General features: G+C 49.7%; 33 protein-coding genes. 11 read left to right on the forward strand and 22 right to left on the reverse strand.

Annotation, left to right across the window (positions count from 1 at the left end; translation table 11 throughout):
* Nucleotides 1–134 precede the first annotated feature (134 nt).
* Nucleotides 135–704: a recombinase family protein gene (locus K7G97_RS08740; protein WP_223040323.1), complete on the forward strand. Its 570-nt coding sequence runs from the start codon at nt 135–137 to the stop codon at nt 702–704.
* A 25-nt stretch (nt 705–729) separates the two neighbouring features.
* Here the strand turns inward: K7G97_RS08740 and K7G97_RS08745 are convergent, their stop codons facing one another.
* Nucleotides 730–1,137 carry a hypothetical protein gene (locus tag K7G97_RS08745; protein WP_023468357.1) on the reverse strand — a complete coding sequence of 136 codons (408 nt, stop codon included), beginning with the start codon at nt 1,135–1,137 and terminating at the stop codon, nt 730–732.
* 145 nt (nt 1,138–1,282) lie between these two features.
* Between K7G97_RS08745 and K7G97_RS08750 the strand changes: the two genes are divergently transcribed.
* Nucleotides 1,283–1,666: a hypothetical protein gene (locus K7G97_RS08750; protein ID WP_029341748.1), complete on the forward strand. Its 384-nt coding sequence runs from the start codon at nt 1,283–1,285 to the stop codon at nt 1,664–1,666.
* A gap of 17 nt (nt 1,667–1,683) precedes the next feature.
* Here K7G97_RS08750 and K7G97_RS08755 read toward each other — a convergent pair whose 3' ends face one another.
* Entirely contained in the window at nt 1,684–2,211 is a 528-nt protein-coding gene (locus tag K7G97_RS08755) for a hypothetical protein (protein WP_223040324.1), read from the reverse strand.
* A gap of 109 nt (nt 2,212–2,320) precedes the next feature.
* On the opposite strand from K7G97_RS08755, the gene K7G97_RS08760 reads away from it, so the two are divergent.
* Nucleotides 2,321–2,920, forward strand: a complete 600-nt coding sequence (locus K7G97_RS08760; protein WP_223040325.1) for a TetR/AcrR family transcriptional regulator — start codon at nt 2,321–2,323, stop codon at nt 2,918–2,920.
* 40 nt (nt 2,921–2,960) lie between these two features.
* Here K7G97_RS08760 and K7G97_RS08765 read toward each other — a convergent pair whose 3' ends face one another.
* The 12 genes from K7G97_RS08765 to K7G97_RS08820 form a co-directional block, all read right to left on the reverse strand.
* Nucleotides 2,961–4,250, reverse strand: a complete 1,290-nt coding sequence (locus K7G97_RS08765; protein WP_223040326.1) for an MATE family efflux transporter — start codon at nt 4,248–4,250, stop codon at nt 2,961–2,963.
* Nucleotides 4,244–4,981, reverse strand: coding sequence for an ABC transporter ATP-binding protein (locus tag K7G97_RS08770; protein ID WP_223040327.1), 738 nt, complete (start codon nt 4,979–4,981; stop codon nt 4,244–4,246). Before K7G97_RS08770 ends, K7G97_RS08765 begins: the two co-directional genes overlap by 7 nt.
* Nucleotides 4,960–5,706: an ATP-binding cassette domain-containing protein gene (locus K7G97_RS08775; RefSeq protein WP_223040328.1), complete on the reverse strand. Its 747-nt coding sequence runs from the start codon at nt 5,704–5,706 to the stop codon at nt 4,960–4,962. The genes K7G97_RS08770 and K7G97_RS08775 overlap by 22 nt, the downstream gene beginning before the upstream one ends.
* Nucleotides 5,654–6,481: an ABC transporter permease gene (locus tag K7G97_RS08780; protein WP_262415726.1), complete on the reverse strand. Its 828-nt coding sequence runs from the start codon at nt 6,479–6,481 to the stop codon at nt 5,654–5,656. Before K7G97_RS08780 ends, K7G97_RS08775 begins: the two co-directional genes overlap by 53 nt.
* Nucleotides 6,478–7,413, reverse strand: a complete 936-nt coding sequence (locus K7G97_RS08785) for an ABC transporter permease (protein ID WP_223040330.1) — start codon at nt 7,411–7,413, stop codon at nt 6,478–6,480. The genes K7G97_RS08780 and K7G97_RS08785 overlap by 4 nt, the downstream gene beginning before the upstream one ends.
* Nucleotides 7,413–8,930, reverse strand: a complete 1,518-nt coding sequence (nikA, locus tag K7G97_RS08790) for a nickel ABC transporter substrate-binding protein (protein WP_223040331.1) — start codon at nt 8,928–8,930, stop codon at nt 7,413–7,415. Before nikA ends, K7G97_RS08785 begins: the two co-directional genes overlap by 1 nt.
* A gap of 160 nt (nt 8,931–9,090) precedes the next feature.
* Nucleotides 9,091–10,005, reverse strand: a complete 915-nt coding sequence (locus tag K7G97_RS08795) for a methyl-accepting chemotaxis protein (RefSeq protein WP_251133484.1) — start codon at nt 10,003–10,005, stop codon at nt 9,091–9,093.
* A gap of 116 nt (nt 10,006–10,121) precedes the next feature.
* The gene (locus tag K7G97_RS08800; protein ID WP_223040332.1) at nt 10,122–10,880 is read right to left on the reverse strand and encodes an SDR family oxidoreductase; all 759 of its coding nucleotides are present in this window, start codon (nt 10,878–10,880) and stop codon (nt 10,122–10,124) included.
* A 123-nt stretch (nt 10,881–11,003) separates the two neighbouring features.
* Nucleotides 11,004–11,441: an Asp23/Gls24 family envelope stress response protein gene (locus tag K7G97_RS08805; protein WP_023468370.1), complete on the reverse strand. Its 438-nt coding sequence runs from the start codon at nt 11,439–11,441 to the stop codon at nt 11,004–11,006.
* A gap of 42 nt (nt 11,442–11,483) precedes the next feature.
* The gene (locus K7G97_RS08810; RefSeq protein ID WP_035397250.1) at nt 11,484–11,690 is read right to left on the reverse strand and encodes a DUF2273 domain-containing protein; all 207 of its coding nucleotides are present in this window, start codon (nt 11,688–11,690) and stop codon (nt 11,484–11,486) included.
* 15 nt (nt 11,691–11,705) lie between these two features.
* Nucleotides 11,706–12,248 (reverse strand): alkaline shock response membrane anchor protein AmaP, encoded by a 543-nt coding sequence (gene amaP, locus K7G97_RS08815; protein ID WP_223040333.1) that lies wholly within the window; start codon nt 12,246–12,248, stop codon nt 11,706–11,708.
* 285 nt (nt 12,249–12,533) lie between these two features.
* Nucleotides 12,534–12,983: a hypothetical protein gene (locus K7G97_RS08820; protein WP_223040334.1), complete on the reverse strand. Its 450-nt coding sequence runs from the start codon at nt 12,981–12,983 to the stop codon at nt 12,534–12,536.
* 85 nt (nt 12,984–13,068) lie between these two features.
* Between K7G97_RS08820 and K7G97_RS08825 the strand changes: the two genes are divergently transcribed.
* Nucleotides 13,069–13,797, forward strand: coding sequence for an SDR family oxidoreductase (locus K7G97_RS08825; RefSeq protein ID WP_058264994.1), 729 nt, complete (start codon nt 13,069–13,071; stop codon nt 13,795–13,797).
* 66 nt (nt 13,798–13,863) lie between these two features.
* On the opposite strand, the gene K7G97_RS08830 is transcribed toward K7G97_RS08825, so the two are convergent.
* From K7G97_RS08830 to K7G97_RS08840, 3 genes are all read right to left on the reverse strand, one after another.
* Nucleotides 13,864–14,832 carry an LLM class flavin-dependent oxidoreductase gene (locus tag K7G97_RS08830; protein WP_223040335.1) on the reverse strand — a complete coding sequence of 323 codons (969 nt, stop codon included), beginning with the start codon at nt 14,830–14,832 and terminating at the stop codon, nt 13,864–13,866.
* Between the two features lie 62 nt (nt 14,833–14,894).
* Nucleotides 14,895–15,584 carry an ABC transporter ATP-binding protein gene (locus K7G97_RS08835; protein ID WP_023468376.1) on the reverse strand — a complete coding sequence of 230 codons (690 nt, stop codon included), beginning with the start codon at nt 15,582–15,584 and terminating at the stop codon, nt 14,895–14,897.
* 110 nt (nt 15,585–15,694) lie between these two features.
* Nucleotides 15,695–16,087 (reverse strand): hypothetical protein, encoded by a 393-nt coding sequence (locus tag K7G97_RS08840; protein ID WP_023468377.1) that lies wholly within the window; start codon nt 16,085–16,087, stop codon nt 15,695–15,697.
* Between the two features lie 197 nt (nt 16,088–16,284).
* Here K7G97_RS08840 and K7G97_RS08845 point away from each other — a divergent pair, with 197 nt between their 5' ends.
* Together K7G97_RS08845 and K7G97_RS08850 are read left to right on the forward strand one after the other, a co-directional pair.
* On the forward strand, nt 16,285–16,803 hold the full coding sequence (locus K7G97_RS08845; RefSeq protein ID WP_223040336.1) for a DUF4256 domain-containing protein: 519 nt from the start codon (nt 16,285–16,287) through the stop codon (nt 16,801–16,803).
* A 137-nt stretch (nt 16,804–16,940) separates the two neighbouring features.
* The gene (locus tag K7G97_RS08850) at nt 16,941–17,804 is read left to right on the forward strand and encodes a sensor domain-containing diguanylate cyclase (protein ID WP_023468378.1); all 864 of its coding nucleotides are present in this window, start codon (nt 16,941–16,943) and stop codon (nt 17,802–17,804) included.
* Here the strand turns inward: K7G97_RS08850 and K7G97_RS08855 are convergent.
* Nucleotides 17,766–18,455 (reverse strand): alpha/beta fold hydrolase, encoded by a 690-nt coding sequence (locus K7G97_RS08855; RefSeq protein WP_223040337.1) that lies wholly within the window; start codon nt 18,453–18,455, stop codon nt 17,766–17,768. The two genes, K7G97_RS08850 and K7G97_RS08855, sit on opposite strands and share 39 nt — an antisense overlap.
* The gene (locus tag K7G97_RS08860) at nt 18,452–19,297 is read right to left on the reverse strand and encodes an alpha/beta fold hydrolase (RefSeq protein ID WP_223040338.1); all 846 of its coding nucleotides are present in this window, start codon (nt 19,295–19,297) and stop codon (nt 18,452–18,454) included. The genes K7G97_RS08855 and K7G97_RS08860 overlap by 4 nt, the downstream gene beginning before the upstream one ends.
* 39 nt (nt 19,298–19,336) lie before the next feature.
* On the opposite strand from K7G97_RS08860, the gene K7G97_RS08865 reads away from it, so the two are divergent.
* Both K7G97_RS08865 and K7G97_RS08870 read left to right on the forward strand, forming a co-directional pair.
* Nucleotides 19,337–20,002 carry an HAD family hydrolase gene (locus K7G97_RS08865; RefSeq protein WP_223040339.1) on the forward strand — a complete coding sequence of 222 codons (666 nt, stop codon included), beginning with the start codon at nt 19,337–19,339 and terminating at the stop codon, nt 20,000–20,002.
* On the forward strand, nt 19,999–20,382 hold the full coding sequence (locus K7G97_RS08870) for a GNAT family N-acetyltransferase (RefSeq protein ID WP_223040340.1): 384 nt from the start codon (nt 19,999–20,001) through the stop codon (nt 20,380–20,382). The genes K7G97_RS08865 and K7G97_RS08870 overlap by 4 nt, the downstream gene beginning before the upstream one ends.
* On the opposite strand, the gene K7G97_RS08875 is transcribed toward K7G97_RS08870, so the two are convergent.
* From K7G97_RS08875 to K7G97_RS08885, 3 genes are read right to left on the reverse strand one after another with little or no spacing between them, the layout of a single operon-like run.
* Nucleotides 20,374–20,811, reverse strand: coding sequence for a GNAT family N-acetyltransferase (locus tag K7G97_RS08875; protein ID WP_223040341.1), 438 nt, complete (start codon nt 20,809–20,811; stop codon nt 20,374–20,376). The two genes, K7G97_RS08870 and K7G97_RS08875, sit on opposite strands and share 9 nt — an antisense overlap.
* A 16-nt stretch (nt 20,812–20,827) precedes the next feature.
* Nucleotides 20,828–21,283, reverse strand: a complete 456-nt coding sequence (locus K7G97_RS08880; RefSeq protein ID WP_223040342.1) for a hypothetical protein — start codon at nt 21,281–21,283, stop codon at nt 20,828–20,830.
* The gene (locus K7G97_RS08885; protein ID WP_223040343.1) at nt 21,280–21,774 is read right to left on the reverse strand and encodes an RNA polymerase sigma factor; all 495 of its coding nucleotides are present in this window, start codon (nt 21,772–21,774) and stop codon (nt 21,280–21,282) included. The genes K7G97_RS08880 and K7G97_RS08885 overlap by 4 nt, the downstream gene beginning before the upstream one ends.
* A 144-nt stretch (nt 21,775–21,918) precedes the next feature.
* Between K7G97_RS08885 and K7G97_RS08890 the strand changes: the two genes are divergently transcribed.
* Genes K7G97_RS08890 through K7G97_RS08900 form a run of 3 tightly spaced genes read left to right on the forward strand, consistent with a single transcriptional unit; the run spans nt 21,919 to nt 23,902 of the window.
* The gene (locus K7G97_RS08890; RefSeq protein WP_262415727.1) at nt 21,919–22,938 is read left to right on the forward strand and encodes a serine hydrolase domain-containing protein; all 1,020 of its coding nucleotides are present in this window, start codon (nt 21,919–21,921) and stop codon (nt 22,936–22,938) included.
* Nucleotides 22,935–23,345, forward strand: a complete 411-nt coding sequence (locus K7G97_RS08895; protein ID WP_223040345.1) for a nucleoside 2-deoxyribosyltransferase domain-containing protein — start codon at nt 22,935–22,937, stop codon at nt 23,343–23,345. The genes K7G97_RS08890 and K7G97_RS08895 overlap by 4 nt, the downstream gene beginning before the upstream one ends.
* Complete coding sequence (locus K7G97_RS08900; RefSeq protein ID WP_223040346.1) at nt 23,342–23,902, forward strand: P-loop nucleotide/nucleoside kinase family protein; 561 nt, start codon at nt 23,342–23,344, stop codon at nt 23,900–23,902. Before K7G97_RS08895 ends, K7G97_RS08900 begins: the two co-directional genes overlap by 4 nt.
* Nucleotides 23,903–23,945 lie beyond the last annotated feature (43 nt).

Genomic DNA, 23,945 nt, shown 5'->3' on the forward strand with positions numbered 1-23,945 from the left:
AATTTACCACAAATTAGTCGATACGAACATGAGAAGAAAGGCTTGTTTTCGGTTTTCTGCGGCACGGAGGTGAGAATACGGTATACTGATGAGGAACTGACGTCGATCGTGATCGACAGAGAGGAGCTCCATCCATGCAATATTTCTACATGAGACCCTATCCGGATGATCCAGACTGTTCTACGCAACAAGCGGAAGCCGACAAGATGAATGTGACGACACGTGTCATCGAGACGCATGATTCAGCGAAACGACGGACGGAATTAGAACAGATGCTCGAGACCCTTCAGACGGGAGACGAAGTCATCGTCACGCATCTCTACATCTTAGCAGACTCGACGCGGCACTTGATCGAGATGCTCGAGCAGATGGAGACGCGCGGTGCGACGCTGTGGTCACTCCGCGAACAGATTCGGACGAGCGAGCGTGCCTCCTTGTCGTTTCTTGAAACGGCACGCCACCTCGTTCAGCTGCAAAGTGATGTCATCAGCATGTCGACGCGTGCCGGACTCTCAAAAGCAAAAGAACAAGGAAAGCAGACCGGTCGACCGCGGAAGCCGGATGAAAATGTCCGCCGCGCGATCGCGATGTATCAAAGTAAAAATTATTCGCTCGCTGATATCCGCGAACAGACCGGTATTAGTAAAAGTACGTTGTACCGATATCTCGAAAGCGAGACAATCGATGCAACGGATAAAGGCTGACTCCATCATGGAATCAGCCTTTTTTTCAGCTATTTTGCTTTAAGGTGTTGCCGAGCCATTTTTGGAGGGCTTTTCCGCCTTCATAGAATGAGCTGTCTCGTAATTCATACGTATGACCGCCTTGTTCGATCAAGTCGAGGAACGTATTCCCGACGTCCCGGTTTTCCCATTTCCGCTGATCCGTCAAATACTTGAAACCGAAGTTACATTCGACGTTGAAGATGATGTGGAACGGTTCCTTGAACGATTGGACGGCACGAATCATCTCGATCAAGATCATTCGTTTCGGTGATGACGCTTCGAACGTATCGAACAGCGTCGTCCGGCGTCCGTGAAACTCGATGACGCGGATCGCGCGACCGGTATCCGCTTTAAAATCATAACTCGTCCGAATCGAGACGATGATCTCGCGCTGGTCTGGTTGTACTGGCATGGTGTATCGCTTCCTTTCTCTCGGTCGATTATAGCATGGACTTGCTCGATTTTAATAGCTGTCAACGACTCAGTCTCAAGAAGGATTGTCGTAACCTAAAATTTGTCTTATACTAAAATTACCAAATACATAAAGGAGCGTTTTCGTGAAACATCTATTTTCGATACTCCTCTCGGCGAGTCTTTTGTTCACGGGTTGCTACTGCACTCTCGACGAACGGACGGACGAGCCACACTTCAAATCGCGTGCCCGCTCTATCTCCTCGTACCATACCTTCGACATCGAATATGCGAAAGGATTACGGAAGGAGCAAGTCTCGAACCGAACAGTCACCGTGACGGATTCGAACGGTGAGCGGATGCAAACGGAAATTGAAGTCCTTGACGGCAAAGAAATCCGAATCAAACCACCGCGCTCTGGATACAAAAAAGGACGCCGCTACATCATCCACATTCGGGATTCGATCGACGCCCGCAAACAAGTCCATACGAATACGATTCGGGAACGAACCTTCACTGTCGACCGCTGACAGACAAGGTTCGTTTTTCATTTGGATCGAGCCGGAAAAATCGTATAACTCATCGAGATGACCCCATCGATCACGAGGACGAGTCCCCACAATTGTAACGTCCGTAAGAGACTCTTCGTCTGCTCAGCATCTCCCAGCCACAGGATCATGGCACCGAGTAACGCCCCACCAATCAAAAAGGCCAGCACATGCCGATAGAACCCATTTCGCTCTTTGCGCGCCTTTGAAATTCGCTCCCGCGATACTTGTTCTCGCAGGATGAACCGGCGATACCTCTCGTCCGCCCAGGCAATCATCTGCTTGCCGAAGGCAAGTGAGACACCGATATAGATCGCAGCAAGTCCGTGCGCGATCGTTGCAGTACTGCCGCGACTTAAATCAAACACTGTTAAGAGCAGTAAGACGATATCAATGACCGGCGACATCGCCATCAATCGAAAACCGAGTCTTTCTCGCCTGAATCCATAACGCACGATCAGTCCGGCGACGATGAATACCCAAAATAAAATCTCACAACAGACGATTGCCCACGCGACGAGTTGCATATCAATCCTCTCCTTTTTAATACGACTGTATCATAAAGATAACACCTCTCCCATAGTTTGACTAGTCTTTTTAATACATTTGTGCTAAAAAAGATGATATACTCAATGTATGCCAAAACAAGTCAATCACGAAGAACGCAAACGCCTCATCGCGGAAGCGACGTGGCGCACGATTTCTCAAGTCGGTATTGAACAAGCCAGTGTTCGGACGATCGCCAAGGAAGCGGGACTCTCGCTGGGTGCTTTGCGGTATTACTTCACGACCCAGGACGAGTTGCTCCGCTTCTCGATGGACCTCGTTCAAGAGCGAGTCCAAGCACGCATCACAACCATTTTTGAGAAAGGAGGAACTCCGGAAGAAACGTTATGTGACGTCTTACTTGAGGTCTTACCTTATGCACCCGAGCATCAGCTCGAGATGCAGGTCTGGTTTCAATTCATGATGTCCGCGTATACATCGCAAGCGGTGGAAAATCCGGATGATATCTACCATATGGTTCAAATACTGTTGACACAGATCCCGGACGGTACACTCCGAGCAGGTTTAGACATTGAGCTTGAGAGTGAACGGCTCGCAGCACTCGTTGACGGGTTAGCCTTTCATGCTCTGTTTCGACCAGAACGATTACCAAAAGAACGCCTGCGTCATGTGCTCGTCCATCACTTGAACGCCCTCTTCGTCCGTCCTTTAGCGATCGACGACAAATAACCCGCTGTTCCCTTTGCGCGCGAGGGAAACAGCGGGTTTTTCATCGTCTTGCCTCTACGAGAATCAACGAGACGGAGCGAATCAAGAAGAACGTCAAAAACGCTGCCCAGACGCCCTGATTTCCAAAAGTCGGTGTCAGCAGGAGGACGACCGCAAAACCAATGCCTGCTTGAATCATCGAATTTCGGACGGGTGTTGCTTCAACCCGTCCGGCAAAGATGCCTTCATAAATCATCGCCCAACCGGCGAGAAGCGGTAGGATGATGATCCAGAAGTAATAATCGCGCGCTGCGTCTAAGATCGCCTCTTCTGAAGTGAACAACTGAAGGAGCGGTGTTTCAAGGAATAGGAGCACTAGTGACCAGAAGACGACCGAGTAAAATCCGAACGTCCGTGCCAAACGGACACTCGTCCGGTATCCTGCCTGATCTTGATGCCCTCTCGCCCGACCAACGAGAACCGTTGACGCATGACCGAGTCCACCGAACCAGTACGAAATCAAATACTGGATTTGTAGCAGGATCGCGTTGGCTGCGAGGACATCCGGTCCGAATTGTCCTCCAGCACGTGTGAACCAGCCAGTGACGAGTAGAAGGAAAATCGTACGAATGAACAAGTCACGATTGACTTGAAAGAATTGACGGTACGCGTGCCACGCCGTCAAGGCACGCCATTCATCACGCGTCATCGCCAAATGACCACGGATCAGATACAGAGCACAGACGACGATGCTGATCTCCGCGATGACGGTCGCAACCGCAATTCCAGCAACACCGGCATCCAATCCGTAGACGAATCCGATATCGAGAACGACATTGACTCCTGTACTGAACAATTGGACGAACAAGGCGTGCTTGACCTGACCGGTACCAATCAACCAGCCGAGTAACGCATAACCCATCAACACGAACGGTGCGCCGATCATCCGGTATGAGATATACGTTTTGACTGCACCGAGCAAGTCAGCGGGTGGTGCAAGTAAGTACAGTCCGATTTGCTCGAGCGGCTGTCGGAATAACAGGATGAGCAGACCGATACAAGCTGCTAGAAACAGCGGTCGGTAGAGGGACGTCCGTAAGGCGTGCCCGTCATTCGCCCCACTTGCTTGGGCGCTGAATCCTGTCGTACTCACTTTTAAGAAACCGAACAACCAGTAAATCGTATTGAAGAAGACGGCTCCGACGGCGATGCCGCCGATCGCCCGCGGATCACCGGATTGACCGATGACGACGGTATCGGTCACACCAAGCAAGGGTGTCGCAATACTTGAGAGAATCAGCGGATACGCGAGTAACCAGTACGTTTTGTGCGTCGGTTGTGCGTTCACCATGTTCCGGCCTCGACGAATCGTTGGGTATACGCACCACCTGATTCCAATCGATCAATCAAATCAACAGCACGACCGTCACGTAAGACGAGTGTTTCCGAACAGAGACGCCGGATGAAGTCGATATCATGCGAGATCAATACAAGACTGACACCAAGTGTCTGTTGCAAGCGTTCTAGTAGTTCGATGATCTGTGAGCGGGAGACGACATCAAGCCCCGTCGTCGGCTCATCCATCACAATGATGTCGGGTTCAATCGAAATCGCGCGGGCAATCGCGGCACGCTGAATTTGTCCCCCGCTCAATTGATAGGGCAATCGATCGAATAACTGTTCCTCGACCCCGACCGCAAGTGCGAGGGCAGTCATGAGATCCTCTTCTGACGTCGCTGGGAAATGCCGCAAGATCGGACGATGCTGACGAAACGGTTCAAGAATCGATTCCCGCACCGTCCATTCTGGATTAAAGGAAGCGAGAGGATGTTGAAAGACGGCTTGAATAGCTCGTCGCTCGTTTCGTTGCCCACTCGGAAATACCTTTCCATGTAAGGAAATCAAACCATGTGTAGGTTTAAGCAGACCGAGGATCAATCGTCCAAGTGTCGTCTTGCCACTCCCACTTTCCCCGATGATGCCAATTGACGCCTTTTTCCTAATGTGAAACGAGATATTCGACAAGAGGGACTGATCCTTTATCTGATAAGTAAGATCTGTTACGGATAAGACTGGTGACATGAACTCTTCCTTTCTTCCAGTGACGTACGATGTGCTTGCATCAAGGCAAGCGTAAACGGATGACGACTTTGCTCGATCATCTGTGGTGTTCCCGTCTCGATGATTCGTCCATCCTGCATCAAGACGAGTTGCTGACCATAATGTAAGGCAGGTCCTAATTCGTGGGTGACGAACACAATCGTTGCCCCGTACTGGTGTTGGTACTCAGTCAACCAGTCGAGTAAACGACGTGTCAAGACGGGATCGAGTGCCGTCGTTAATTCATCCGCTAAAATCAACCGTGGTTTTAAGGCGACAGCAAACAGAATCGCAAACCGTTGTAATTGCCCACCGCTCAACTCTGCCGGATACCGATCCAACCAGGTCGGGTCCAACTCAAGTGTTCGCAAGACGTCATCGATATAAGGATGATCGATCTTGCGCCCATGTGCGCGATATGTATCCCGTAACATCTGACGCATCGTTAAAAACGGAAGAAACGCATCGGTATACTGCTGCGGTATGTAACCGATATCGAGACCACGTCGCAGGGGTTCGTCCGAAATGACTTCTCCCCTCGACGACATCCCGTCCGGCAATCGATCCAGTAACCGTTTCAGCAAGAGCGTCTTACCACTCCCGCTCGCTCCGACGAGACAAATGAATTGGTGAGATGGTAGCGATAGATTCACGTCATGCAGAAGGACGTGTTTCGCCCGAACGTGTAAGCTCCGAATCTGAATCATTTACGTGTCCTCCTTTTTTCTTCATCCATCGCGTCCATCCCATCGTCGCGACGACGGTCAAGACGATGCACGCACCTGGCAAAAGCATGAGCCGGGGTGCCGAACTGAAATAGGGACGTCCTTCATTCAACATCGCTCCCCACTCTGGCAGTGGTGCTTGGACACCAAGCCCGATATAAGAGAACGCTGATAAGAATAAGATGACTTTGCCGACATCCAAACTCATTAACACGACGACTTGCCGGATGATGGGCGGTAAGATGTGGCGTCGTAAGATCATCCGGTCTGTTAACCCGTTGATGCGTGCCATGCTGATGTATGGCTTTTGCATCGTCTCGGTCACGAGTGTCTCACTTAATCGCGCGTAGGAAATCCATTTGATGAGTAAAATCGCAAAGATCAAACTTTGAGGACTGGCACCAAATAATCCGGCGATGACAAGTGCTAGAACGGTGTCCGGAAAAATCACGAGACCATCTTCTAATCGATGAATCAAGCGCTTAAGACGTCCATCATAAAAACCGGCTAGACAACCAAGACAGGTACCGATGCATGCTGTGAGCAATACCGTAAGTAGGCTGAAACCTAAGGATATCAAACCAGCTAAAAAAAGACGAGCTGCGAAATCTCGTCCTAAACCGTCTGTTCCGAGCCAATATTCGAATGAAACAGGCTCAAGTCTTTTAGCTACGTTTGTATTAAATGGATTAATATATACGGTATATGAAATAAATATCAGTAGACATCCTCCGAAAATGAGCCATTTTTTTTTCATCTCGTTGTTCCTTTCTGCCAATCTGGTCGTAACGCCCGGTTTAACGACCGGATACCTTGATGCAAGACAAGAATGATGCCTGTCGTCAGCAAGATGTAGCCTTGGATCAGTGGGTAATCGCGTTGTAGAATCGCATCGACCATTAATTTTCCGACACCTGGATACGCGAACAGAACTTCGAGGACGACGACACCCCCGGCAAGACTGCCCAGCGTCAGACCGAACACGGACAGGACCGGTGGCACACTGCCACGTAACGCATAACGCCAAAGGATCGTTCGCTCGGATATCCCACGCATCCGTGCCAACTCGATGTACGGTTGGTTCAGTTCACGGCGTAGATTCAGTCGAATCAATGGAATATAAACGCTCGCAAGTGGAAAGCCGAGCGATAGAGCCGGGAGGACGAGTGACGTCATCCCTTCCCGTCCCATCACAGGTAACCACCCGAGACGGATGGCAAACAGATCGACGAGCAACAGACCGATCCAAAAACCGGGCACGGCCGCTCCGCTCATGCTGACAAGGTGCGCGAGACGGACGACGCTTCGGCGCGTCGTCAAGGCGCTACCAATTCCTAGGGGTAAGGCGATCAATAAGGCAACCAAAATACCGCCAAGTGCCAGTTCCGCTGTCACGAGATAACTCTCTAACAACATCTCGATGACCGGTCGCCCCGTCTGTAACGAGTTTCCGAGACGGAAGGTAAGGATGTCTTGTAGCCAACGGACGTACTGGACGAGCATCGGCTGATCGTATCCTAATTCACGGCGCGCGGCCTCGATTTGTTCGGGCGTTGCTGATAATTCATCAATATTCAATAACGTCAAGACCGGATCACCCGGCAGTAACCGTAACAAGACAAAACAACTGAACGTGATGAGTAGAGTGAATAGACTCAGCGATAGCAGTCGTTTGACGATCGAACGCATCAATCGGTCACCTGCAACGTGTTCGTGATCATGTAGTATTCACTCTTTTCCGTTTTCCATCCTTTGACGCGTTTGCTGTCATAGGCGACGAGTGTTGAAGGATAGAGCAAGAAGCTATTATAGCGTTTCTCATCGACATATCGCGCGATTTGCTCCGCAAGCCGTGAACGTTCCTCGATCTGAATCGTTTCATTCAACGTCTCGATCTGTTTCGTCAACTTCGGATCCGCGACACGACTGAAGTTCAGTCCCCCGTTCGGATGATAGGTCGCGTTCAAATAATATCCAGCATCCCCACGCGGAGCTGTCAAATTGCTGTACGTCGCGATATCCCAGTCCCGGTTACTCGCCATGTATTCTTCTGGGACATCGATCTGTTTAATCGTGATCGCGACACCAATCTTTTTCGCGTCATCTTGAATGACTTGAGCGATCAACGGCAGGTCTGGTCGAGCCGCATACGTCAATAACGTCAGCTTTAAAGGACGACCGTCCTTTTGCATCCGTCCGTTTTGTTTTGTATAACCAGCTTGTTTGAGCCATTCCTCAGGCGTCTTCTGCTCTTGTTGCGGATAATTCGGAGCAAATGGGAATGACGATAGGAATGGACCACGTGCTGGCACCGCATATCCTTGGAGGACGTGATCGACGAGTTGCTGTCGATTGATTAAAGCATCCATTGCCTGTCGGACTTCAAGCGATTGCATCGGACCGTTCGCGACATTCATTGTCAACTGATGGACACGGAACGTATCCGTCGCTTGGACTGTCAACCCTTCAGACTTCAACTGCTTGATACTCTCGATTTCCGGTCGATAGACGATGTCCGCCTGTCCGGCACGCAAAGCGTTCGTCCGTGCGCCAGCATCTTCGTTGAAGACAAAATCAACGGAATCAAGTTTCGCTTGTTCTTGCCAATAGGACTTGAAACGTTTTAACTCGACTTTTGTTCCCGGAGCGAACCGCTCGACTTGGAACGGACCGGTTCCCATTGGTTCCTTCGTCACCCCGCTCGCCTTCGTGTCGATGATTGCTGTGTTCGGATTGACGAGTTCCGAGATGAACTCTGGATATGTCGTCTTCGTTTGAATGAGCAGATCCGGTCCGTCCGTTTTAATCGTCTCGATGTTCAAGGCATTCTTGACACCGGGATTTTCGTCAATCGAGCGTTCGAGAGACGATTTGACGGCTGCCGCATCAAGTTTTTTCCCGTTATGGAACGTCACGTCTTCCTGTAAGACGATCCGCCATGTTCGCTTTCCTTCGTACGACCATTTTTTCGCAAGCCACGGTTCGACCGTCAATCGTTCGTCATCAAGACGGACGAGCGTCTCCGTCACGCCTGCTCGAAGCGGAACATAACTGCTGTCGCGATGCGGATCGAGCGATTGTGTCGCGAAGTTATAGACGAACGTCAAATGGTTTTGCTCTTGTGGCGTATCAGAAGCAGCACAACCGGCAAGTGTCAAACCGAGGAAGACACTGCCGATGAGGCTCGCAGTTTTATATGTAGACATTGTTCTCCACCTTTAATTCGGAGTAATTACGTTTTACATCATATCGTAATGATTCCGATTTAACAAGCGTCTTTTCTATTTCTCTATATTGAATTCGCCATCAAAAAAATACCGAATCAACTACAAGCGAACAGCTCGTGTGATCCGGTATCGATGTGTGTCATAAGACATGGACGAATTGTTTTGCCTGACGCTCGAGTTGTTTCGCTGAATCAGCCAATTGATCGAACTCACTGACCGTATGCTCGAGTTGACCCGTACTGTCCTTGACCTTAGACGAAATGCGCTCGATGCTGTGCGAAACATCTTCAATCCGCTCAACGATCCCTTCAATGTTGTTCTTGATCTCCCCGATTGAGTGGGACACTTTGTTCGACAGGTTTCGGACTTCGGTCGCGACGACATCGAACCCGCGCCCATGTTCACCAGCACGTGCCGCCTCGATCGCCGCATTCAAGGCGAGTAGATTCGTCTGCGCCGCAATATCACGGATCGTCTTGACGATATCGGTGATCGAATTCGCATCCTTCCGTAAGGCAACAAGGCTCGACAGATTCTCGACGGACTCCGCCTCGACTTGTTGGACGGTCGCCAGTACGTTTAGACCGTCCTGACGACCACTCTCCGATTTGACCGTCAAGAACGCGGATGTCTCGTTGAGTTCAGCTGCCATCCGTAAGACGTCCTGTTGGCGAATCGTAATGTCCGATGCAATTTTCGAGACACCGACGACCCGGCGCCCGTCATCCGAGTAGATTGGCATATACGTCGCTTCGAGCCATTTTTGTTGCCCATCGGCAGCCCGGCGTTCAATCTTGTCCTGATAGGTGATGCCTTGCATCAATTTGCGCCAAAACAACTCGTAATCTGGACTATTGACGTACGCTGGAAAGCAAAGGTCACGGTGGTATTTACCAATTAGCTCTTCCACTTCATACCCCATCGTCCGGGCAAACAACTCGTTGACATATGCGACTTTCCGTCGATCGTCGAAGCGAATGATTGCCAGATTTTGCTCGATTGCTCGAATGACTTGTGTGTCGGTGACGTGTGCTGCCTGTTCTTGCATCGACATGCCGATTCCTCCCCGGATTCAAACTCAAGGTCATAATGCTCCTATTGTCATATTATCCCTTATATCGACAAGTTCCTGCCATTTTAAACTGTAATCTAGTAAATAGGATATGATTTTTAATACGCACTCCATCCACCATCGGCGACGACGATCGCCCCGTTAATAAAGCTCGCCTCGTCAGACACGAGGAACAATGCCAACTTTGCGATCTCATCCGGCTGACCGGCACGTGGATTGAGTCCCATGCCAAGCATCGCGCGGCCCATCCCGAATTCATTCAGGTTCGTCATTGATTGGCCGATGTTCGTCTCGACGGCTCCAGGTGCGATCCCGTTACAGCGGATTCCCTCTCCGGCGTAAAAGAAGGCGGTATTCTTCGTCAGACCAATGACGGCATGTTTGGAAGCGGTATAGGCTGCTCCTGCCCGGGCACCGTTCAGACCACCGATCGAGATGTTATTCAAAATGACTCCACCTTTTACTTGCTTGAAGTGCTTGACCGCTTCGCGCATCAGACGCATCGTTCCTGTCGTATTGACGGCGAGAACGTGATCCCAGCGCTCATCGGAGATGTCTTCCACTCCCTCCATTCCGTCCATGATACCGGCATTGTTGACGAGAACGTCCAGTTCGCCGTAAGCCTCAAGCGCTTGTTGGACGAGTTCTGTTGCTGCGTTAGGTTTGGCGACATCACTCGCAACAGCGATCGATTCTCCACCCGCTTCCTTGATGTCAGAGACGACCCGTTCGACGGTATCCAACCGAATGTCGGCTGCGACGATCCGTGCGCCTTCTTGTGCAAACAATTTGGCCATGGCTTCACCCATTCCTGAGCCAGCTCCCGTGACGATGATCGTTTTACCTGTTAGTCGCATCTTGAATCATCCTTTCGTTTATCGTGATACTAATCTATTCCCGAAAAAGGCTCTAGTTTAGTCAAACGTCGTGTCGATTCCATGAAAAAAGACCCGACGAGTTCGTCGGATCTTTGGACTTCCTTATTGCAGTTCGCGGCTCTTTTCTTCTTGTTCGTTGTTCGATTTATTTTTCGCTTCAAATTCAGCGCGTGTCATGACGTCCTCGACGTGCATGTTGACCTCGACGACTTCAAGTCCTGTCATATCGCTGATTGATTTTTTGATTTTAGCGACCGTCTCTTGGAAGATCGACGGAATATTTTTACCGTATTCGACGATGACTTTCAAATCGAGTGCGACTTGGCGTTCGCCGACTTCCGCACCAATTCCTTTCGTGATGTCTTCTGAACTCCGGAGACGATCCGTCAGTCCACTCATGAATCCACCACTCATTGACAAGATACCTGTCACTTCATTCGACGCGATCCCTGCGATTTTTTTGATGACTTGATCTTCGAACGTCAATTTATTCTCGCGTACCACTTCGTTTTCAGTTGTTGTGTTTACTTCGTTTGCCATTTGAAATCTCTCCTTTTGAATGTGTAGTTAGATATATATGAATCAGTCCCGTTGAAAGAACTGAATCCACCCTTCGATATCGAGCGCACCATCGCGCCACTTCCCAATCAAGAATCCGATCGCTGCGAAGGCAACGATGAGAATTGTCGGACCAAAGCCAATCGTCAAAAATAAGATGGCGAGGATTAGACCGACAAGTCCTCCGATCAGTCGGAACCGATACGGGTAAAGTGCTTCCCTTGTCTTCATGTTCCCTCTCCTCTCTTAGACGACACGTTCCGATGTTTTTGTTTTCGTGTCACTAATCGTGACCTTCGTACTCGTGACTGGTAACTCGAGTAAGGATTCGACGGCTTGTTTAGTGCGTTCTTGAATATCCTTTGCGATCGTCGGCAGTCCCTCTTGTCCGAAGACCGAGCAGTCGACTTTTAAAGCAACTGTCTCTTTTTTCGAATGGATGTCGGCATGGACACGAGGTGTCCGTACGCCACCAATCCCACGAATCGACTCCAGTGCCGTCCGTTCGATTGTTTCCTTCGAAATCGTGATCGTTCCGTCGCCCGTTTGAATCAACAAACGTTGACCTTTTGAGCGGCTGAATAATCCTGTGAATAATAGAATGACGAATACGAATGCTAAAAATCCTCCGATGGATAGAACGGTATAGCTATACCATTGCTGATCCTGCCACTGCTCGATTAACGAACTGAGCCGTGGAACATCATACACACCGAGCACAAGCAGCCCGACACTGACGAGTCCGAGTATGCCTATGATGACGAGTAAGAATCGATTGAACCCATTCATCTGCACCTCTCCTTTACGATTGTTAGCTTCTTTCACCTAGGTGATTCAACACATGAACTATTATGTGTATGATGTGTTTATTCCCGTTCATTCGAACCCGAAACATTTACATACACTTTTGTTAAAATGTTCATATATTCTGATTATTCGGACTATGATTAACGAAACCAATAGATTATTTACTATATTTAACGAAAAAAGACCTCTTTTAATAAAAGAAGAGGTCAACGATTCATTTATTTATCACTAAACATACATCCTGTCAATATGTTTTTATCTTGCCGTTCATTTCACTTCAATCGGAAAGGCGAAATCGCCAGCACCTTCTTTCCAGTCGGCTGTGATCTGGTAGACGTATCGTCCGGGAGTCGAGGGAACTGTAATCTGCCCAGTCTTCTTATATGTTTTAATTTCTTTTTTATCCTCGACCGACCATAGAACAATCGTGACAGACTTCGGAGTTGGTCCCTCTTCAAAACGAATCGTCAAGCGATCTTCAGGCTTTGCTAGCGTACTCGGATCGTCTTTTACTAAATCGATGGCTTCGGCCTTCGCATCCGCTGTTTCTCCGCGAAACATTCCTGACCAATCGTAGGTACCGATAGACACCTTCACGTCGCGATCCTCGATGGTTACAGTAGGTTCTGGTGGTTGATGCCGAAATGGATCAAGCGATAAAAACCATCCGATTGCCATTGCAATCACGATCAACCCGATCCATACATAGCGTTTCATAAATAAACCTCCTATACGATGTTTTTAAATCAACAAAAGCGGCAATACCTCTCAAGGAGTACGTTATTCAAAAGGAGGAGTTCAGATGATTCAGGATAAAGTCGTCATCATTACAGGTGCATCAAGCGGGATTGGGGAAGCAACCGCTAAAGAACTTGCAAAACAAGGCGCAAAACTTGTTCTTGCTGCACGCCGGGAAGATCGTTTGCAAGAACTCGTCAAAGCCGTTGAAGCAGAAGGTGGTCAAGCCGTCTATCAAGTGACGGACGTGACTGATCGCGAGCAAGTCGATGCACTCGCTAAACTTGCGAAAGACAAGTTCGGCTCAGTTGATGTCATCGTCAATAACGCTGGATTGATGCCACTATCACACCTCCACAAGAATCAACAGGATGAATGGAATACGATGGTCGACGTCAATATCAAAGGTGTTCTCCACGGAATCGGAGCCGTCTTGCCGTACATGCGCGAACAAAAAAGCGGACATGTCATCAACATCTCGTCCGTCGCAGGTCACGAAGTCATGCCGTCGAGCGCTGTCTATAGCGGTACGAAATTCGCCGTTCGCGCGATCACGGAAGGTCTCCGCAAGGAAGAATCGGTCGACAATCACATCCGTGCAACGATCATCTCACCGGGAGCGGTCGATACAGAACTGAAGGACCATATCTCGGATGAAGAAATCAAACAAGGGATTGGTGACTTGAAAGCGATCGATGCGAGCGCGATTGCGCGTGCCATCGCTTACGCCGTCAACGAACCAGAAGATGTCGCGATCAACGAGATCTTGATTCGTCCAACGGCTCAACGTTAATTGAATGTAGAATTTATTAACAGGACCCCTCATTAGCCAAACAGCTAACGAGGGGTCCTGTTCTGTTTAGAGTAGTCGTTCCGCGATGAGCTGGTACGACTGTAATCGTTTTTCTTGATCAAAGGCATTGTTGATCAGTAAAAATTGATCCGTTTGATAACGCGTTGCTAATACCTCTAGCTCACGCTCAACGACATCCGGTGTCCCAACAATTGCTCGTCGGCGATCTTTGCGGATCCGTTCTATTTGCACGTCATTCCAGACCTTTGCTTCTGTCGTCGTAAACGACGGAACGATCGAATTCCCGAGTCGGACGCCTTGAATCCAGGCATCCTGTGTTCGAGCGAGACGTTCTGCTTCTTCTTGTGTCGGAGCACAAATAACGAAAACACAAGCGATGACGTTCTTCCCGCCTGCCTCGCGATATGTCGAGAGCGTCTCTTCCCAACGATCCGGATTGATGAAGTGACCAAACACGAGACCACGATCTTGTTCGGCTGCAATCCGCGCGCTACGTGGTGACAGACCCAGGATCGAAATCGGTGACGGTTTCCTGTCACGTGGTGTCGTCTTGACGATCCGGTATGGGTGTCGATTCGATAGACTGTCTGTTAAGAAGCCCGCCGTTTCATCGACGAGTCGACTAAACTCCGCTGCCCGGTTTTCTTCTCCATCCGTCAACGCAAGTCGTGTCCGTTCGCTCCCGCCCGGCGAATTACCGATCCCGAGTTCGATCCGCCCCGGATAAAACGCATCGAGCGTCGCAAAGCTCTCGGCGACTTTCAGCGGATGATACTGCGGCAACAACACGCCACCTGAACCAAGCTTGATTTTTGACGTCTTCGCACCCATTCGGGCGATGAACAACTCCGGTGCCGCACTGAGCAAACCGTTCGTATTATGATGTTCGGCGAACCAGTACCGTTCGTAACCGAGTCGCTCGGCTTCTAAGACGAGTCGTTCCGTCGCTTCCATCGTCGCTTCGACCGTATCGCCCTCATGTAACGGTACTTGATCCAGTATTCCTAGTCGCATCACGCATTCCTCCTCTACCCTTTCAGTGTAAAGGGTGGAGGAACGGAGTTCAAAAACGAGGCTCAGACACGCACGAGACGATCTTCGATGATGACGCCATCTCGCATCTCGATCGTTCGGTTCGCCCGTTCGGCGAGTGCCGGATCGTGGGTGACGAACAAGACGCCGCAGCCTTTTTCTTCGTTTAATGACCGTAAGAGATTGAAGATGATTTCTCCCGTATCCGTATCGAGGTTCCCTGTCGGCTCATCGGCAAGCAACCATTTCGGTTCATGGACGAGTGCTCGGGCAACGGCGACCCGTTGTTGTTGTCCACCGGAAAGTTGCGACGGCAAACTGCCTGCTTTATCAGCAAGACCGACTTGTGCAAGTAACTGCTCGGCGCGTTCTTTTTTATCATATGGTACTTTTCGACCGAACAAAGGCGCCATGACATTTTCAAGCGCCGTCAGCGTTGGAATCAAATGAAACTGTTGGAAGATGAAGCCGATGTTCTCGAACCGGAAGTCGGATAGTTCTTTGCTGTTTAATTTATTGATTGGTTTTCCGTCGTAATGCAACTCCCCGCTCGTCGGACGATCGAGTGTTCCGATCAAACTGAGTAACGTCGACTTTCCAGAACCTGATGGACCGATGATTGAGATGAAGTCACCTGCTTCAAGCGTCACTTCGATGTCTTGTAACGCATGTGTCTCGACACCGTCTCCCGAAAATGATTTTCCCATCTGTTTGCATTGAAATGTTCCTTCCATATGTAAGCCCTCCATATATTCGTGATAACGTACTATTCAAGAATTTATTGGGAATTCCTTCTAAATAAAAGGAAATAAAAAAACAGCATTCTTGAGGAACAAGAATACTGTCAAGAAACACGTGGTTGAATGGAAACGAAATTTTTACGATAGACGATCTCATACGGTAAAACGAATAATAGACAGGCAAGAGCCGTGAACTGAATCATGCTTCCGGTTGGTGGGAGCGGAGACAGCGATGCATCATGCCACGCTTCATACAAACCAATGAAAAGAAACAGGACGACACTACTCGTCGTCACGTAGATGAGTAAACGAAGGGTCAATGGATAATGACGGACGATCCATAACATCGGTAAACCAAAGATAAAATAGGATAACGTCATCGCAAACGTTCCGAATTGATAGACGATCTCAAAGTCGATCGTCGTCAAGAACGAATATGCTGTGAACGCTAAGAACGAAAGAATCGTCACAACAGCCGCATAACTGATCCAGCGCATACGGTTGGGCTCCTCTCCTAAATGTCGTTCCTGTACGCGCGATCGCAACAGAAACCGGATATGTACAATTAGTGTAGGCAGTCCGATTTCATTTGTCAATTGTCTTCAGATTGACTTATTCAGTCACTAAACGATTGCACTGGAAACGGATTCATTGAATAATGGAAAAAACGAACTAAGAAAGTGAGGTTTTACCGATGGATGAGCAACTCACGATGTTTCGTGATCGTTTTGAAGCTACTTCTGATCGCCACGAGGGTCTTTCGTATGACGAGGTGGAGTCACGACTGACGTCTTCGAAACAAGCAGCCCTCGCTTGGATGGAACAGACAGGCGGAGAGCCGAATGTCGTAGCTCTTAATGGACGACTCGTCATCGTCGATACTGCCAAAGAGAGTCCGTCTGGTCGTCGAAGTGTCTGTTTGGACGAATCCGCTCGACTTGGTCGAAAGAAAAATGCGCCTGCCGCAAGTGTCGAGTCGATGATTGAGGCGCTAGAGGTGCACCTCTTAACACCAGAACAGTATCAAACACTGCAGACGCAGTTTTCGTTTGACGAAAAAACCTCCAGTTGGCTTAAGACGCCGGACGTGATTCGTCAAAAAGGTGGCGCTTTATTCGGAGATCGTCGTTATGAGACGACGTTCATCTATCACAACGGGGCTGATTCTTATTACGCAAGCCGAGGATTTCGTGTCTGCATTGAGCTAGATTAATCCAAAAACACTCTACGATTGAAGTAGAGTGTTTTTTGTAAATTATAGGTAATAAAACCCAATTATGATATGATGGTCGATGAGTAGAGGAGGTGGACGTCATATTTGTATTGGGATTGATTGTAGGTGGTCTTATCATGTTGATCAGTTTCCGGTTATTCCGCCAACAACAGCCGGATACGATCGCACTGTGTAAAGATATCTTCTACGTGTTCGAAGTGCAGCCGGAATATCGGTTTCGTTATATCAGTCCTTCCCTCGATGACCATATGGGGAAAGGCGTGGCAGCAGCCAGCTACATGGATCCGGACGAGTGTTTCGCGCGGATTCATCCGGAAGACATCGAAGTCTTGATGTCGAAGATTTCGGGCGACTGTGACTACGATCAGCCGTTTCGGCAACGCTGGCGGACGAATGACGGAACGTACGTCTGGTTCGAAGAGTATGCGACACCCATTTGCGAAAACGGGCAAATCGTTGCCATTCAAGGGGTGATCCGTAACATTGACGAACAGTTGAAATCACAACAGGCATTGCTCGATCAATACCGGATCGATGCCTTGACTGGTCTAGGGAATCGCCATGCCTTCAACGAGGCTGTCCACACACTCGATCAAGAGAAGACGGCATATGGGGTGATTCTGCTTGACTTGAATGAACTAAAAGAGCTCAACGACCGGTTCGGTCACGCGGTCGGTGATGCCTTGCTTGAACAAACAGGACTTTGCATCCGCCGCTTGACAGACCATGGCTACCGGATCGGTGGTGATGAATTCGTCTTGATCGATGAGAGTCCGTCGATTGAGCTGTTCGAGGGATTCGTCGAACACGTCCGCTCGACGTTCGCGACACACGAAATCGGGCTCGCAATCGGCGCCGTACATACGACAACAGGACGCCGTGTCGACGACGTCCTGCATGAGGCAGATGAGCAGATGTATCAAGAAAAGATGAATGATCGCTTAAGTCGTCAGCATGGATTGATGCGCTTGAAGCAATAAGGCGTTGAAGCGTTCCGGTTGATCGAGATTCGCCGTATGCCCGGCTCCCTCGACCGGTAAAACGATGACGTGTGGCACATGTTCCGCAACGAACGCGGTTGCGTCGACTTCGTATGTTTCATTCGTTCCGTTTAGGATGACGACCGGTAAGGTGATCGACTGCAGCATCGCTTCCGTTAGTGCCGGAAAACGGAACGTCATCAAATCGAGGACTGCCCGCGCCGTCGTTTTCCAGGCAGGACCATGCAACTGTTCGAACTGGTCGGCAATTTCCGGTGCCTGCTGTTCGAGGTCGAGGAAGAACTCTCGTTGCTTGCGCATCAGCGGTTCCATCGCTTTAGGAATGAATGGTGAAAAACCCGTGATACATACCCCTTCGAGTTCGTCCGGTGGGTCGAGTGCCAGTTGCATCGCAAGCGTTGCGCCGAGCGACAACCCGAGGATCCATCCTGGACCTTCCTGTGCCATCCGTTCGCGGATGGCACGTGTTGCTTGTGATAAGTAATCTTCCGTTGCCGGTTCCGTCGTCATTCCGTGACCAGGCAGATCAATCGGAATGAACGTAAAATCATCCGCTAAAGCGGATAGCTGTGGTGCAAAGTGTGTTGCTGCCGTTCCCATTAAACCATGTAGTACATACATACGTGTCATACGGTAAACTCCTTCGATTGATGTAGTGTCAATATCGCGTCTACGATGACGTCCGGACGATCGCGATGCATCAGGTGTGATGTTCCCGGAACGAACGTCACGTTCGCCTGATAGGATAGATTCGCCTGTCGCTGAATCAATTCCTGCCATTTTTCTTCCATCCGCTCCAGTTCGTCTTTTGGAAAACCAGCAGCCATCATCGTTTCGATCGACTGCGCTTTGTCCCGTCCAAGAACGGTCAACGGAACACCGAGATCGCGCATGCGTGGTTGAAGATCTTTCGCATCACTTTTCCACTGCGAGATGATCGCATGCATCGCCAGGTAATACGCCGGGTTCCAATCCGTGCGGTCATCCCCGTCCGGGAAACGGTCACGTAAATCAGTTGCTTTTGATAGTTCTTCGAACCGATCGATCCAGACGGCGTCATCTCCTTCTCGGTCGAGCATCGGTGTATCCAGCTGATCGAGTTCTGCTAAATCAATGGACGTCGCATCCACGAGAACGAGACCGGCGACACGTTCTGGATGATGTAGAGCAAAAGCTTGCGCGACAAGACCACCGTAGGAATGACCTACGAGTGTGACCGGAGTCGCAATATTCGTCGCGTTCAGGAACTGATTGATTTGCCGTAAGATGCCGGTCGTCCCGTCGATGTAATCGTCCGACCATTCGTGTGGATGAAAGCTGACGACGCGATAGTCCGGTGTCAGTTTCGTCAGAATGTCCGCCCAGTCCTGATACATCCCACCGAGCGAGGGTAAGAGTAACAACGGTCGACCTGTCGAACCGTCGTCATAATACGTCACTTGTTTTCCCTGATGTTGCATAATTCGTTCCATTATAATCACTCCTCTATACTTTGAAAGATGGTGTTTACCTTGATTCGTGCTTTATTGTTTGATTTAGACGAGACGTTACATGACCGGTCCGGTTCTCTTCCCTATTTCCTTCGGGATCAGCATCAACGTTTTCGTGAAGTTGCGCCTGTTCCGATCGACGACTATATCACGACGTTCTTGGCGCTTGATCAAGAAGGACGCGTCTGGAAGGACGTCGTCTATACGGAAATGATTCGTCGCTTCGAATTGTCGCTTTCTGTTGAAGTACTGCTACAGGACTACGTGACGCGTTATCCGATCTTCGCACGGAGCTTTCAGGGGGTCGACACCTTTTTTGCGCAATTACCGCCTGAGCTATCCATCGGCTTACTATCGAACGGTCGGACGACGTTCCAACGTGCCGTCTGTGACGCAATCGGACTGTCTCCCTTCTTTACGCAGATTGGGATCTCGGAACAAGAAGGCGTCCGTAAACCGGATCCGATATTTTTCCTTCGCTTAACGGATCGTTTAGGTGTTCGCCCGGACGAAGTCCTTTATGTCGGCGACAATTACGACCACGACATCTTACCGGCACGCGCCCTTGGCATGCAGGCGATTTGGAAGCGCACAGGCGATGTTCCATTGACTGACACGCAATTTTCGGACTGGTGCCAGTTACCTGCCCCACTCCAAGACTTGATACGAAAGGAGAACCAGCCATGACGGAACAGATTCGCCGTTTCCAGCCTGACGATTTTGAGCAGATTCATCAATTGAACGCATTAGAAGGGTGGCAGGATCTCGTCTCTGATCAAGAGCGGACTCGCAACGCGTGGATGAATGCAAATGCCGCTTTCGTCCTTGAGTCTGACGGAGAAATCCTTGCCTATGTCCGCGCTTTAACGGACGGTTCAGTGACGACGTTCGTCTGTGAGCTCCTCGTCAGCCGAAACGCACGCAAGCGTGGGTACGGACAACAGTTACTCGATCACTTGCAACTTACCTATCCGACACGGATCGATCTTCTGGCAACTCGTCAATCTGCTTCTTTTTATGAACAACAAGGATTTCGTGCTTTCCATGGTTTCCGTAAATCACGATGAAGCGAGTGATTTCGAATAACTCGTGCTCGTTACGCTGTAGCCCATCGCATGGTAAAAGTGATGGGCTGCTTCGCGTTCTGGTCGATTACCACTGTTCAGTAAAATGGCAGTTGCTCCTCTTGCCTGCGCCCAGTCTTCCGCTGCTCGGATCAAACGGCGTCCAATTCCCTGCCGACGATGTTTCGCGTTGACGACAAACGCGACGATTCGGACATAGGTCGTATCATGCTCGAACGCTTGCGCCTGAAATAGACCGACGCAGCCGAGAAGCATATCGTCATCTTCTAGCACAAGCAATTCATAATCCGGATGACGGGTGACCCGCGAAAATCGTTCGCGTAACACATGCTCGCTCGCCGGATACCCGAGCTGCGCCATTAAACTGACCAATTGCGGCAAATCGCTAGTTATCCAGGACCGAATGTTCATCTCCCTTTCCCCCCTTTTACTGTTCTGGTGACAGAATCATCACCCGTTCTCGTCCCTCTTCCTCACCAACGACCAGCACGTGCTCAGATACCGGATCGTCCTTGACTTGATAGACGGTAAACGCATCGAGGTTCGACGCAAAATCAGATGTGTCCTGTTCCAGTTCCGTATCGGTCAAGACATCATCCGTGACGCCGAGTCGCTTCCCTTTCAGCTGTTGCCAGTCTAAATTCGTCATCTCTTTTGCAACTTTGTAGAACTGTTCATCATAATACATGCCGACCCTCATCGATTGCGCTGATTGTTCGGGAACGGTCTCTTGCAAGGAACTGAAACCGATGATCGTCAGACCGGCAGCGAGACAAGCAGCTTGTACCGAGCGCCGGCGCCGTTTCGCTTTGCGGATACCTTGGATTGTCCGTTGCCTGACAGATGACGGTACGTCGATCAAGATTTTTGGCTCGTGATTCATAGACTCATCCCCTTCTGTCGTCGTACTTTCTCGAGTGCGCGGTACAACGTGCTTTTGATCGTACTCAGTGGCACATTGAAGGTTTGCGCAATCTCTTGCAATGACAAATCTTCTTCATACCGGAAGTAGACGATCGAGCGCTCGGTCGGCTCGAGGACATCCAGTAAATCGTCCAAGTACAAGCGATCGACGAGACGCTCTTCAAACGACGTCGTTTGACTCGGTTCGATCGCGAGCGGCTGAAACGACGCTCGATGTTGCTGGAAAGCGCAATTCATCGTGATGCGCGTCAACCACGTCTTAAAATACGAAGTATCCCGTAAACTCTTTCGCCCACGCCATGCCCGGTACGCGACCTCTTGGACATTCTCAAGCGCTGCCGCCTCCTCTTTCAGATAAATGAAGGAAATACGGTACACATAGTCTTCTTCTGCGAATAAAGCTGCTTCAAAAGCAGCGTCGGATAATGCTGCACCTGACTTTCGAAACACATCGGCATCCTCCTTTTTCTCAATCACTCCCCTATTAGATACGCGACACGTTTAAAAAGTTTCATTTTTTTCAAATTTTTCTTATAATTCCCTTTTCTTGCATGAATGAATTCGATAGGATGGGAAGCAGAGAGGATGATGAACGTGTACAAGAAACTCATTGCTTTACCGGAGCTTACGCATCTCGAAGGGGCGGTCTCCATCCACCAGCAAGGTGAACAAATCTTTAGCCATGCTGACGGATTCGCACATCGGGGCTACCGCGCATCGAATACAGAAACGACACGATTCGGCATTGCCTCTGGTGCAAAACTCTTCACGGCAATCGCCATCTTACGGTTAGTCGAGGCAGGAAAGGTTGCACTCGACGAACACGTCGCGCCGATTCTACCGGACATAGAAATCGATCTAGACGGTGTGACCATACATCATCTGTTAACCCATACATCAGGCATCGGTGATTATTTTGACGAAGCGACGATGACCGATTTCGAGGAGGTTTTTCAAGATTTCCCGATGTATCGTTTGCGTCGTCCCATCGATTTTTTACCGTTGTTTCAGGATCAAAAAAGACAGTTCACTGCGGGCGAATGTTTTCATTACAACAATGCGGGATACATCCTGCTCGGTCTCGTGATCGAACAATTGACGAAACAACCCTTCGCGGATTACGTGACGAACGAATTATTCGCTCGTGCGCAAATGACACAGTCTGGTTACTTCCGACTCGACTCCCTACCGGCAGATACAGCCACCGGTCATATCGAGAATGAAGACGGAACGTGGCGAACGAATCACTATACGTTACCGATCATTGGCGGACCTGATGGCGGCGCCTTCCTCACAGCATCAGACATGGAACGTTTTTGGCGAAGTCTTCTGACGCATCAGTTGCTGTCTGAATCGATGACTGCGCAACTGTTTCATCCCCACGTCAAAGTCAACGATGTTGCGTCTTATGGTTACGGCGTCTGGCTGAAACGACTCGATGCCTCGCACGAGAAGTGGCACATCATGGGCTATGATCCGGGTGTCAGCTTTCATTCCGCCTATTATCCACAATCGGAAACGATCGTCACCGTCTTATCGAATACGTCTGACGGAGCCTACGCGCTCGTTCAGGCTATCGAACAACTTTTACTTGAGAAAGGAATCCATACATGAACCTTTATATCGCTTCTCGCTTTGATCACACGTTGACCGTCCGCTGGCTCCGAGATGAACTCCGCTTGCGTGGACACGATGTAACATATGACTGGACGATGAATGATCGGGCAGAGGATCCCGAATCATTACGAAAGATTGGTCTTGCTGAATTCGAAGCCGTGCAACAAGCGGACGCCTTCGTCCTCGTGTTACCAGCAGGAAAAAGTAGTCACGTCGAACTCGGGATTGCGCTCGCGACGAATCGCCCGATTTACTTATGCATGCCGGATGCGACCTACTTCACCGGACCATTGGCCAGTACGTTTTATCATATCGGACGGACGACCTCTTGCTTCGGAACGAAAGAAGATTGGCTCGCGCAGATTCTCGCTGATCGCTTACCGGAAGAACAACTGACATCATGAGGACCGTCCTGTTGACGATTGGACCGACCCATGCCGGGAAAACGACCTTCGCACGTCAGCTTGCTCAACGTCTACCAGCAAGCCTTGTCATCGATCAGGATCTTCAAGCTCGCTTTTTGCTCGAACATTATTCGGACCTCGTTCCAACAGAAGGACCGAATCAGATCAAACATGACTTGACGGGATGGTTGATCGACCAGGCAATCACGTCTTCCGTTGAGACAATCATCTTATGTAATGCCAACACCACGCGGATTGGTCGGAAACAATTATTAGATCCATTCTCCCGTTCGACGTTCCGCTCGATCCTCGTCTGGTTCGATTTACCCGAAGCCACTTTTTTAAACCGACTGACTCACTCCAAACGCGATGGACGAGAAATTCGTGGCGACTCGTCGTACTACGACATCTATCAGCGGCAACGAATCGAGCCGCCAGTTACAGGTGAAGCGGACCAAATCGTTCGTCTTCGTTCGACGGAAGACGTTGACACATTCCTCGATCATGTCACGAATCCGACGCTTGATGCACTCTTCGATGCGGTGTCGACTGATTGAAAAACATGACAATCGTGCGTAAAGCACCCGCTTCTGCATCAAC

The organism is Exiguobacterium acetylicum, from assembly GCF_019890935.1.
Taxonomy (GTDB): Bacteria; Bacillota; Bacilli; order Exiguobacteriales; family Exiguobacteriaceae; genus Exiguobacterium_A; species Exiguobacterium_A abrahamii.